This is a genomic window from Sphingorhabdus sp., assembly GCF_044374345.1.
Taxonomy (GTDB): Bacteria; Pseudomonadota; Alphaproteobacteria; order Sphingomonadales; family Sphingomonadaceae; genus Sphingorhabdus_B.
The window spans coordinates 1-10,844 of the sequence record NZ_JBILOS010000069.1 but is presented as its reverse complement, the minus strand read 5'-3'; the positions used below and the strand labels follow the sequence as shown (position 1 = coordinate 10,844).

The 10,844-nt window shown below is 55.6% G+C and carries 14 protein-coding genes; 10 read left to right on the top strand and 4 right to left on the bottom strand.

Going from position 1 to position 10,844, the window contains the following annotated elements:
* Positions 1 to 300 (top strand): GNAT family N-acetyltransferase (locus ACIQ5B_RS07990; RefSeq protein ID WP_397598548.1); only part of this gene is annotated, 300 nt, incomplete at its 5' end.
* 4 nt (positions 301 to 304) lie between these two features.
* The gene (locus ACIQ5B_RS07985) at positions 305 to 514 is read left to right on the top strand and encodes a DUF2805 domain-containing protein (RefSeq protein ID WP_397598547.1); all 210 of its coding nucleotides are present in this window, start codon (positions 305 to 307) and stop codon (positions 512 to 514) included.
* A 225-nt stretch (positions 515 to 739) separates the two neighbouring features.
* Here ACIQ5B_RS07985 and ACIQ5B_RS07980 read toward each other — a convergent pair whose 3' ends face one another.
* Together ACIQ5B_RS07980 and ACIQ5B_RS07975 are read right to left on the bottom strand one after the other, a co-directional pair.
* A complete protein-coding gene (locus ACIQ5B_RS07980; protein ID WP_397598546.1) occupies positions 740 to 1,045 on the bottom strand; it encodes a hypothetical protein in 306 nt (101 codons plus the stop codon).
* Between the two features lie 126 nt (positions 1,046 to 1,171).
* Complete coding sequence (locus ACIQ5B_RS07975; RefSeq protein ID WP_397598545.1) at positions 1,172 to 2,461, bottom strand: hypothetical protein; 1,290 nt, start codon at positions 2,459 to 2,461, stop codon at positions 1,172 to 1,174.
* A gap of 414 nt (positions 2,462 to 2,875) precedes the next feature.
* Here ACIQ5B_RS07975 and ACIQ5B_RS07970 point away from each other — a divergent pair, with 414 nt between their 5' ends.
* The 4 genes from ACIQ5B_RS07970 to ACIQ5B_RS07955 are packed head-to-tail and all read left to right on the top strand — an operon-like array spanning position 2,876 to position 5,519.
* The gene (locus ACIQ5B_RS07970) at positions 2,876 to 3,691 is read left to right on the top strand and encodes a sterol desaturase family protein (protein WP_397598544.1); all 816 of its coding nucleotides are present in this window, start codon (positions 2,876 to 2,878) and stop codon (positions 3,689 to 3,691) included.
* Positions 3,692 to 3,735: 44 nt separating this feature from the next.
* Positions 3,736 to 4,092: an ArsC family reductase gene (locus ACIQ5B_RS07965; RefSeq protein ID WP_333569950.1), complete on the top strand. Its 357-nt coding sequence runs from the start codon at positions 3,736 to 3,738 to the stop codon at positions 4,090 to 4,092.
* Between the two features lie 25 nt (positions 4,093 to 4,117).
* Positions 4,118 to 5,182 carry a glycerophosphodiester phosphodiesterase gene (locus ACIQ5B_RS07960; protein ID WP_397598543.1) on the top strand — a complete coding sequence of 355 codons (1,065 nt, stop codon included), beginning with the start codon at positions 4,118 to 4,120 and terminating at the stop codon, positions 5,180 to 5,182.
* A 1-nt stretch (position 5,183) separates the two neighbouring features.
* Complete coding sequence (locus ACIQ5B_RS07955; RefSeq protein ID WP_397598542.1) at positions 5,184 to 5,519, top strand: hypothetical protein; 336 nt, start codon at positions 5,184 to 5,186, stop codon at positions 5,517 to 5,519.
* A gap of 18 nt (positions 5,520 to 5,537) precedes the next feature.
* Here the strand turns inward: ACIQ5B_RS07955 and ACIQ5B_RS07950 are convergent, their stop codons facing one another.
* Positions 5,538 to 5,759, bottom strand: coding sequence for a helix-turn-helix transcriptional regulator (locus ACIQ5B_RS07950; RefSeq protein ID WP_395629213.1), 222 nt, complete (start codon positions 5,757 to 5,759; stop codon positions 5,538 to 5,540).
* 4 nt (positions 5,760 to 5,763) lie between these two features.
* Positions 5,764 to 6,186 (bottom strand): hypothetical protein, encoded by a 423-nt coding sequence (locus ACIQ5B_RS07945; RefSeq protein WP_397598541.1) that lies wholly within the window; start codon positions 6,184 to 6,186, stop codon positions 5,764 to 5,766.
* A gap of 125 nt (positions 6,187 to 6,311) precedes the next feature.
* Here ACIQ5B_RS07945 and panB point away from each other — a divergent pair, with 125 nt between their 5' ends.
* The 4 genes from panB to der all read left to right on the top strand — a co-directional run bounded on the left by panB (position 6,312) and on the right by der (position 10,787).
* On the top strand, positions 6,312 to 7,178 hold the full coding sequence (gene panB, locus ACIQ5B_RS07940; RefSeq protein ID WP_395629215.1) for a 3-methyl-2-oxobutanoate hydroxymethyltransferase: 867 nt from the start codon (positions 6,312 to 6,314) through the stop codon (positions 7,176 to 7,178).
* A gap of 83 nt (positions 7,179 to 7,261) precedes the next feature.
* Positions 7,262 to 8,020 (top strand): tetratricopeptide repeat protein, encoded by a 759-nt coding sequence (locus ACIQ5B_RS07935; protein ID WP_333790549.1) that lies wholly within the window; start codon positions 7,262 to 7,264, stop codon positions 8,018 to 8,020.
* A 2-nt stretch (positions 8,021 to 8,022) separates the two neighbouring features.
* Positions 8,023 to 9,366, top strand: coding sequence for a PQQ-binding-like beta-propeller repeat protein (locus ACIQ5B_RS07930; protein ID WP_397598540.1), 1,344 nt, complete (start codon positions 8,023 to 8,025; stop codon positions 9,364 to 9,366).
* Between the two features lie 23 nt (positions 9,367 to 9,389).
* On the top strand, positions 9,390 to 10,787 hold the full coding sequence (der, locus tag ACIQ5B_RS07925) for a ribosome biogenesis GTPase Der (protein ID WP_397598539.1): 1,398 nt from the start codon (positions 9,390 to 9,392) through the stop codon (positions 10,785 to 10,787).
* The last annotated feature ends 57 nt before the right edge of the window (positions 10,788 to 10,844 follow it).

The following is a 10,844-nucleotide window of genomic DNA, read 5'->3' as shown; positions in this document are numbered from 1 at the left end:
TTGAGTGGGAATAAGGCTGAAACAGCCATGACCATCACCTACGAACCCGAACGCAACCGGTTCAACATGCCGACGGAGGCGGGCGATGCTTATGTCACCATCCGCTGGGACGGAGATGTCATGATATTGCCGCACGCCGAAGTGCCATCCGCCTTGCGCGGGACGGGCGCGGGGGGACGGCTGGCCACGGGTGTGTTTGAACAGATCGAAGCCATGGGCGTCAAAGCACGGCCGACCTGTCCGTTTCTGGTAAAGGTCGCAAAGTCGGACCCGCGCTGGCAGAATCTGTTCGGGCTCTGAACGCATGGCAGCAGAATTATCACCCGCCGCGCTCAGCGAAATCGTCGAAATGGCGCTGTCCGACCATATCAGTTTCACACAGATTTCGGCGCAGCATGGCGTCACACCGGACCAGATAAAGGCAATTATGCGCACGCAGCTGAAACCCGGCAGCTATCGCGCATGGCGCAAACGCGTGCGTGATTTCGGCGACCGGCGGGAGCATTATAAGTGACATCCATGCGGTCAGGGCGATTGCCGTGGCTGCGTTCCTATCTGGCCGGGGTTCGGGGTAGGCCAGGACGTGGCGCGGTGGGCCATGTTGCACCCCTCCTCGTCACCCTGAACTGGTTTCAGGGTCTTAATTCTGGACGGTGCATGAAAAAGTAAGACCCTGGAGCCGAAGGCTGGCAGAGCCAAAACGAGTTCAGGGTGACGGTGTGTGTGGGCGGTTGCAGTGTTATCCGCCGCTCCGATCCAGTGTTTTTCTTACCAAATATAGGTGAAGCCACTGAATGCCGAGAAAAAGAAAACCCATAAACAACATAGCGGGTATGACGAGTTGCTCATCACCAGCTCTGGGTTTTGTTGTGAGGCTAAGTGCAACGTATAAAGCAAAGACAATGATTGCTAACGTTGGAATGAAGGCCAATGCTATACGACGTGGCGCATACCAAGTAACTTCCCCGTTCAGCCACCATTGCATGGGTAGGCGCCGTTCACCGGAAAATCGAGCATTGGCGTGAAGCGCAAGCCATATCATCACGGCAGCGAAAGCAGACCCGATTGTAACTAGCGCCATTGTCCAGTCTCCCTCCGCTGTGTTTAGCTTTCTCTGGCTCCGCCCGCAATGTCGTCGCAACCTGCCAGTCCGCTTTTTCGGCGATCGCAGTTAGCTGGCTGTTTGACGGTTCGTCTTTGGCCTGTTGGCAAATGGCTGATCAAAATTTTCGGGCGTTAGATCAAGCCGTTCGATTCTCGCCTGAGTTGACCGGCGCGGTATTCGTGATCCCGTGATGTCTTCCATATATCGTGCTGTATAGGTGTAGCGCTCGATCATATAAAATCCCGGATGTGTCGCCCCGTCCTTGTTACGAATTGGCGCATATTGGCGTGATTGAATCGAGTTGATGACGATCTTCATCCAGTCACCGGAGCCTTCGGTGCGTAGCACTTCAACATCATCTACGCGACCATCGGCGGTAACCCAGAAGCCGACATCCATCCAACGGTCTTCAAAATTTCGAGGAATTTGCGTCAGCACATTTTGAGGAGCTGGCATCGATTCCCCTTCAATTCTTCTTGGGCCAACATTCAACAATAAGGACTGCCCACTATTCGTTCTTTCACCATAAGCGCTCTTCGGCACATCAATGGGGTCGGCAGACAGTAAAATTGGCCGATCAACACCGCGCGATAACACCCGGCGCATAATGGCATCGGTTGAGTCACCGCGACCCTCCCGCCGATCAATACGCGCCAATGCGACTTCGGCGATGAGTGAAAAGTCATCAGACCCGGGCAGCGGCCGCTTGACCATTTCGGCAAGCGCGGCACGCGCGCGCTTCATATCGGGCTGATACCGTTCGTTTTCGCCAATGGCATAAATCAACAAATTCGCGCGAAGCTTGGCGAGGGTTGCAATCTGGTTTTGCCCTGCCGCGATTGCGGCCTTTTCAACATCTGCATAAATGTCCAGTGCATTGTCTGGATAACCAAGCTTAACGCGACTGTCCGCGATCTCTAGTTGGGCAGAGAGAACTCTGGCATCGTCAGCGGGGAAGTTTGACCGAAGCGTGTCACGCATATCCAGCAAGCGCAGCCGGTACTCGTCAGTCTCGCCGAGATGCTCGGCAATGCGGCTTGACGCTCGATATAGATAGGAAAGCTCTACCGGGAATTGATTTCGATATTTCCCATTGCGGCCGATTGCTTTTTTCAACGTCGTTTTGGCGTCCCGATATTCACCGGCAACAAACTGGTTTTCTGCATGTGCAATTGCCGCGCGGACATCTGCATCAGGTGAACAATTACCCGCCAAGCAATTTTTTAGCGTTCGTTCTGTATCCGCCAGCGACGCCCCAGTGACGACAATTTCTTTATCCGCGGGTTTCTCCGCAGATACCATAGTTACGGGCAAAAAAAATGCGGCTGATACCCAAATGGCAGAAAAACGACTCATGTTTATCTCCTCATCTCTACATTAAAATGATTCCAAGTTTTTGGATTTGCAATGAGGCCATGATGCAAGTCGTAATGCGCCATTTCAGTAACAGGATACTGATATAATGGGCCCATCAACAGCCATAACGTTGGGGTTTTTGATGATCATGCGAAATCTTGTCATTCAAAATGTTTAAGAAATATGTAACGAACCTTCACCACCCCACAAAAGCGCGCCCGAAAGAAATCCATGTCGAACATCGCCCTCTTGCGGCAACCAAATTGATCTGCGCCCTTGTGGGTCGTCCAAAACCTATGTTAGCTCGCATGATGCCTTTTTGTTCGTCATCCGCATCGCTGTTGTCATTGCCTTCTGCGTCCGTGCATGGATACTGGGCCTAGACCGTAATCATTCCAAGAAAGCACGACTAAGATGCCGACTTCAACCTATGTGGTTCTTTCCATTTATCTGGCCTTTGGCCTGCTTGAATTGTTTCGCACCCGCCTTTTTTCGAAGAATGAGCAAACCCGCGACGACGGCATTGTTGAAGTTATCAGCACCGTTTTATTGTTGGTTTTCACCCAGCCCGCCATTTTGCTATTTGTCGACTATGCGCTCGGCGCGCTGCGTCCCGAATGGCGTGGGATGTTGTCGGGTATCAATATATTCCTGGCGATCGGGTTGTTCCTGATCCTGGATGACATGATGCAATATTGGCAGCACCGTGCATCGCATAGCTTCGCGTGGCTCTACAATATGCACCGTGCGCACCACAACGCCCGCTATATGAGCATCCGGTTGGTCTACCGGAACAACATTTTTTATTACGCGCTGATGCCAAGCATCTGGTTCTCGGCCGTGTTGATCTACATGGGCTTGGGTTGGGTGTTTGCGGGCTATGTTGTGGTCAAACAACTTGTGATCATCGGGGCGCATAGCGATGTGGCTTGGGATGCGAAGCTGCTTAAAATCAAATGGCTTTCGCCCGTCATGTGGGTGGTTGAACGCACGATATCGACGCCTGCTACCCACCATGCCCATCATGGGCGTCATTACAGCGACCCTGCCGTGAACTATAAAGGCAATTTCGGAAATCTGCTGTTCTTTTGGGACATTCTGTTCGGCACCGCGAAAATCACCCGCACCTATCCGCAAAGCTATGGGGTAGAGAATTTGCCAGACGCGACTTTGGGCCAACAATTGGCGTGGCCATTATTTCCTGAGGCGAAGGCCCTACAGAAAAACTAAAGGACGCGTCACGACCCCAACGAAGGCGCACCAGAAAGAAACCCATGTCACACATCACCCTCTACGGCATTCCCAATTGCGACACCGTCAAAAAGGCGCGGAATTATCTTGATGCGCGCGGCGTTAGCTTTGTCTTTCATGATTATAAAAAGGCAGGGGTGACCGAAGCGCATCTGGCGCGCTGGGTGGGCCAAGTTGGCTGGGAAAAGCTGCTGAACAAGGCAGGCACGACGTTCAAGAAATTGCCCGATGCCGACAAGGCCGACATTGACGAGGCCAAAGCCATCGCCTTGATGGTCGCCAACCCGTCGATGATCAAACGGCCCGTCGTCGAAGGCGGCACGGCTTTGCTGGTGGGGTTCAAGGAATCCGAATGGGAACCGGTCTTGTCGCAGAACTGAAATGCTGCGCGGCCATGAAGGCGGTATGAAAAACCTGCACGCCCTCTTCATCGCCTTATTCTTATTGCCCGCCTGCGCGACACCGGAGAGCCACGCCATGGAAAAACCCTTAAACGGCCAAGCCATCATCATCGCGCACCGCGGCGCATCGGGTGAGCGCCCCGAACACACCATCGCCAGCTACACCCGCGCGATTGAACAGGGTGCGGATTATATCGAGCCTGACCTTGTCCTGACGAAAGACGGCGTTCTGGTCGCGCGGCATGAGAATGAGATTTCGGAAACCACCGACGTGGCCGACAAGCCCGAATTTGCCGACCGCAAGACAAGCAAGACCATCGATGGTAAGAAAATGACCGGCTGGTTCACCGAAGATTTCACGCTGGCCGAACTCAAGACCCTGCGGGCGAAGGAACGCCTGCCGCAATTGCGCAAGGACAATATGGCGTTTGACGGGCAGTTTGAAATCCCGACCTTTGAAGAGATACTGACCCTCGCCAAGGCGCACAATGTCGGCGTCTATCCCGAAACCAAGCACCCAAGCTATTTCGGCTCAATCGGTTTGCCGCATGAGGCGCCGTTGCTGGCGATGCTGACCCGTTTTGGCCATGTCACAAAAGACGCGCCGATTTTCATCCAATCGTTTGAGGTCGAAAATCTAAAAGCATTGCGGCCCAAGACGAAATTGCGGCTGATCCAGCTGATGGAAGAAAAGGGCAGCCCCGCCGACCGCAGCGATTTGACCTACCCACAAATGGCCACTGCCGAGGGCCTGAAAATTGTTGCGACCTATGCCGATGGCGTTGGCCCGAACAAGGCCATGGTCATCCCGCGTACACTCATCGGCAATCTGGGCACGCCCACGACGCTTGTCGCTGATGCGCATAAGGTCGGCCTTGCGGTGCACCCATGGACATTCCGCCGCGAAAATTACTTCCTGCCGCTGGCGCAAAAATCAGGCGTCGACCCGCGCGGCATTGGCGATGTTCAGGCCGAGATGAAGGCGTTTCTGGCCACGGGCATTGACGGCATTTTCAGTGATAATGTTGCAGAGGCCGTGTCGGCACGGGCGAACATAATGGGAGAATGAGGTGGACGACATATTTTCGACGCTGAAGAATATGCTGAAACCCTATGAGCCCGACTTTCAGGTAAAGCGGGATGCGGCGGACAATTATTATCTCGAAACCGTGAAGGCCGATGGCACGCCCGAGATGTTTGCAGCGGTTCAAATCAAGAAAAGCTACGTCTCGTTCCACCTGTTTCCGGTCTATCTCGACCCCGCATTATTGGACGAAATTTCAGACGCCTTGCGCAAACGCATGCAGGGCAAATCCTGTTTCAATTTCGGCCCGAAGCACATCATTCCGGTGGATGATATGACGTCGCTGGTTGCGCAATGCGCGGCGTTTTCGAAGAAACGGTGACGAACAAGCCGGCACACTTTATCCGGCTTTTGCAGTCCACTGAAAAACCTCTTCAAGCGGCTTTCCAAAGACATGGGCGATGCGAAACGCGACCTCAAGCGAGGGTGAATATTTGCCCTGCTCAATGGCGGCAATGGTCTGGCGCGTGACGCCCACCTTGTCGCCCAAATCGCCCTGCGTCATCTCCCCGGCGAGGAAGCGCAGCGTCCTGATGTCGTTGGTGAAGGGTGTTTGCGCCATCGGGTCAGTAGCCACGGCGATAATAATATAGCTGCGACCCCACGCGAATGAGTTCGGCAATAACCAATGTGGCGATCAGGATGGTCACGGCGTACCCATAATTGAATCCGTTGATGAGCACGAAGATATTCAGCTGAACCCCGATGGCCAAGGGGTAATAGGCCAGATGGGTTCCCCTGAGATGGATGCCCTTTTCGCGTTCGTCTTCTTTCAGATCAGCGTCCTTCGGTGAGCGTATCGCAAAAAAGGCGGCACCCGCGACCATTGGCACCAAAAAAATGATCGTCACCGGCAGTAACATCCACACCGCAATGTACATTCCCTTGGGCGAATTCGCGATTTCCCAAGGATAGCTCAGGAAATACCAGCCGAAAGCGGACAGCAACCCGACTAACGCAATCCAGTGAATTTTCTCTCGGAAGGACATCGACAATCTCCAATGTTACATGATTCGCACTTAATGTTAGTTATTTTTAACATCGAGTCAAATATAACATACACACCGCCCGTTCTTCCTTTCGTGCGGTGCGTTTAGCGGCTAAGTCCTCCGCCATGTCTACCAATTCAAAAACGCTCACGTTCGACACATCCACCAGCCGTGCGAACCCGACGCCGTCGCCGATGAAGCGGCTGACCGTGCCGCGCATCCGTCAGCAAAAGGGCCAAGAACCACTCGTCATGCTGACCGCCTACACCGTACGCATGGCGCAATTGATGGATCCGCATTGCGACATGCTGCTCGTCGGCGACTCGCTGGGTCAGGTGATTTACGGCCTGCCGCATACGGTCGCGGTGACGATGGAAATGATGGCCGCGCATGGCGCAGCGGTTGTGCGTGGCAGCTATCACGCCGCCGTCATCGTCGACATGCCCTTTGGTTCGTACGAAGCCTCAGCCGAGCAGGCATTTGTGAACGCATCGCGGCTGTTGAAGGAAACCGGCGCTGCTGCGGTCAAATTGGAAGGTGGCAAGGTTTTGGCCCCAACGGTCGAATTCCTCACGTCGCGCGGCATTCCCGTGATGGCGCATGTCGGCCTGACCCCGCAAGCCGTGAACATCCTTGGCGGCTATGGCGTGCGCGGCAAGAGCCCTGAAGAAGCCAAATCGATTGTCGAAGATGCCATCGCCATGTCCGATGCCGGTGCCTTTGCCATGGTGATCGAAGGCGTGCTGGAACATATCGCCATTGAAATTACGCAGAAAGTTGCCTGCCCAACGATTGGCATTGGTGCGTCTGCGCAATGCGACGGGCAAGTTTTGGTCGCCGAAGACATGCTTGGTCTGTTCGACCGCGTGCCAAAGTTCGTCAAAAAATTCGGCAATATGGGCGTTAGCGTTGAAGATGCAGTGCGTGAATATGCCGCTGGCGTGCGTGACCGCAGCTTCCCCGGGCCCGAACAGCTGTACCAACCTGCGTAAAGCAGGCTGGCCTATCCAGCCAAGTCGGGCTAAGGACGGCTCCAACTGATCAAGACTATTTATAATCGGAGGCCCTCTTGGCTTTGACACCGACAGAACAGCGCCCTGAAAAAGACCGGAGCGGAAGCGACGAAGCGTTTTTGCGCGAAGTGGATGATGCCGTCCGCGCAAGCGATCTCACCAATTTCTGGACACGTTACGGACGCTGGTTATTGGCCGCTATTGTGGCGGGTTTGCTCGCTTTTGGTGGCTGGATTGTATATCACAATCAAAAGCAGGCGGCGGCCGATTTGCAAAGCGAACTGTTCGTGGATGCGATGGACAAATTGCGCGCCGGTCAGGAAAAAGAAGCCCGCGCACAGCTCGCGACACTCGCCAAGGCGGACCAACCCGGATATCGCGCGATGGCGCAACTGGTCGAAGCCAATTTGCTTGGCGAAGACGGCGAGACCAAGAAAGCGGTCGCAATTTATGCAAAGGTCGCAGCAGACAGCAGCCTGCCGCAGACATTCCGCGATCTCGCGCTCATTCGTCAGGTCAGTGCCGAATTTGATTCGACCCCGCCGCAACAGGTTATTGACAGGTTGAAGCCACTTGCGACCCCCGGCCATGCATGGTTCGGCAGCGCGGGCGAACTGACGGCATTGGCCTATATAAAAATGGGTAAGGACAATTTGGCTGGCCCGATTTTTGCCCAGATTTCCAAGCAGGAGGACCTGCCGGAGTCGCTGCGTAGCCGTTCGCAACAAATGGCTGGCGCGCTTGGCGTAGATACTGTTCAGGTTGACGCAAAGCGCAATGCGGCATCGAAGGCGGATGAAACCGCCTCCAAGGGAGAGTGAAATTGAAGACTGTCACGAAGCTTTTATTGGTCCTCGCTGCATCCACCACCCTTGGCGGCTGTGCCGTTTTGGACGGCATGCGCGGCGATGCCGGAAAGAAAAACAACACCCCGACCGTCGGCAGTCGCGTCGCCATATTGGGTGCCGAGCGCGACACGGACATTGATGCCGCGCTGGCCAATGTTGCGGTGACCTTGCCACCAGCAACCATCAACGAAGCATGGGCGCAGCCCGGCGGTAACGCATCAAAATCACCCGGCCATGTTGAACTGGGCCAAAGTCTGACGCGTATCTGGACCGCACGCGTAAAGGGTGCCAACCCGCGCGCGCGCCTCGCCGCGAGCCCGGTGATGAGCGACGGGCGTCTATATGTTGTCGACACCACGGCGCGGGTCACGGCCTTTGACGCCAACACCGGCGCGCAAATTTGGAGCAATGCGCTTGAAGTCAAAGATGATGGCAAGTCATCACGCTATGGCGGCGGCGTAAGCGCAACCGCCACCAACATATTTGCGACCAACGGCGTTGGCGATGTCGCATCGCTTGCCGCCGATACCGGTGCGCTGGTGTGGAAAAAACGTCCTGCAGGGCCGCTGCGCGGTGCGCCGACACTGTCCAATGGCAATCTATATGTCATGACCCAGGACAACCAGATTTACGCTTTGCGTCAAAGCGACGGTGAACCGCAATGGAACGAAGCTGGCCCGGTTGCCGCATCGGGCATCTTTGGCGTTGGCGCACCTGCCGCGGCACAAGGCACGGTCATCGCTGGCTATTCCAGCGGAGAGCTTGCCGCCTATCGTTATGAAAATGGCCGCAGCCTGTGGAGCGACACATTGTCACGCACGGCCATGTCGACATCTGTATCGACGTTGACCGATATTGACGCCGATCCCGTCATTGACCGTGGCCGCGTCTTTGCGCTTGGCAAGGGTGGCCGTATGGCATCTTATGAACTGGTCAGCGGCCAGCGCATTTGGGAAATCAACATTGCCGGCATTTCGACACCTGTCGCGGTTGGCGAATGGGTATTTGTGATGACGGATGAGGCAAAGCTTCTGTGCGTTGCGCGTTCAAGCGGCAAGGTCCGGTGGATTTCAAAGCTGCAGCGTTTCAAAAATGAAAAGAAGAAAAAAGGCCCGATCAGCTGGTATGGTCCAGTCCTCGCCGGTGGCCGTTTGATCGTTGCCAATTCGCATGGCGCGATCTGGTCGATTTCCCCCGAAGAAGGCGCCGCCACTGAAGTATTCGACGTAAAGAATGACGTGTCGCTCGCCCCGATCGTGGCGAACAACATATTGTATATCTTGGACGACTCCGGCCGCATTTCCGCGTTCCGGGGCTAAGTCTTTAAAGGAGTAATGCCGGCATGTTGCCGACGGTAGCCATTATCGGTCGGCCCAATGTCGGCAAGTCAACTTTGTTCAACCGTTTGGTTGGCAAGAAGCTGGCGCTTGTCGACGATACGCCTGGCGTCACGCGCGACCGGCGTGAGGGCGAAGGTCGTTTGTTCGATCTTGAATTCACCATTGTCGATACCGCAGGTTATGAGGATGAAGATCCCGATACCCTGCCCGGCCGGATGCGGATGCAGACCGAAGCCGCGATTGCGGGCGCGCAGGTTGCGTTGTTCCTGATCGACGGTCGTGTCGGCGTCACCCCGCTCGATGAAGAAATCGCCCGTTGGCTGCGCAGCAGCGCGACACCCGTCGTGCTGGCCGTGAACAAGGCCGAAGGCAAGCAGGGCGATAACGGCATATTGGAAAGCTACGCACTTGGCTTTGGCGAGCCAATTGCGATCAGCGGCGAACATGGCGAAGGCATGGCCGACCTGTTCCAATCGCTGTTGCCGCATATTGACGGCGGTGCCTTTGAAGTGCCCGACCCCGAAGCCCCTGACGCGATATTGAAACTGGCCATTGTTGGCCGCCCGAACGCAGGCAAATCAACGCTCATCAACAAGATTTTGGGCGAGAACCGCTTGATTACCGGCCCTGAGGCAGGGATTACCCGCGACAGTATTTCGGTGGACTGGGTCTGGAACGACCCAAGCCCGAAAGAGCGCGAGCCCGATGAAGAAGGCAATATTCCGCCGATGCTGACCGAACGGCGGGTGCGCCTGATCGATACGGCGGGGATGCGCAAGCGCGCCAAGGTGCAGGACAAGCTTGAAAAGCTGTCGGTGGCCGACGCCCGCCACGCGATCGATTTTGCGGAAGTCGTCGTGCTGCTTTTGGACGCGACCAAAGGTTTGGAAGTCCAAGACCTGAAAATCGCCGACCATGTCATTCAAGAAGGCCGCGCGCTGATTGTCGCCATTAACAAATGGGACGTGGCCGTCGATGGTGGCAGCCTGTTCAAAGGGATCCGCGGCGCGCTGGATGAAGGCCTGTCGCAGTTAAAGGGCGTTCCGATGATCGCCGTATCTGCGCTGACCGGCAAGGGGCTGGACCAGATGATTTCGGCGGCGTTTGACGCGCGAGAGGCGTGGAACAAGCGCGTGCCCACCGGCATACTCAACCGCTGGTTCGAAGCCGCGATTTCGGCAAACCCGCCACCTGCCCCCGGCGGCAAGCGGATCAAATTGCGGTACATGACGCAGGCGCGCAACCGCCCGCCAACGTTCGTGATTTTCGGCAACCGGACCGACGAATTGCCCGCCAGCTATGCGCGCTATTTGCTCAACGGTATTCGCCGTGACTTGGATTTTGGTGCCGTACCCGTGCGCATCAATTTCCGTTCATCAAAGAACCCGTTCGCGGATTAAGGGCGCAACCGGCGCGGTCTGGCAAACAGGCTATGTCAACGCTCTGTTTACTTCTGC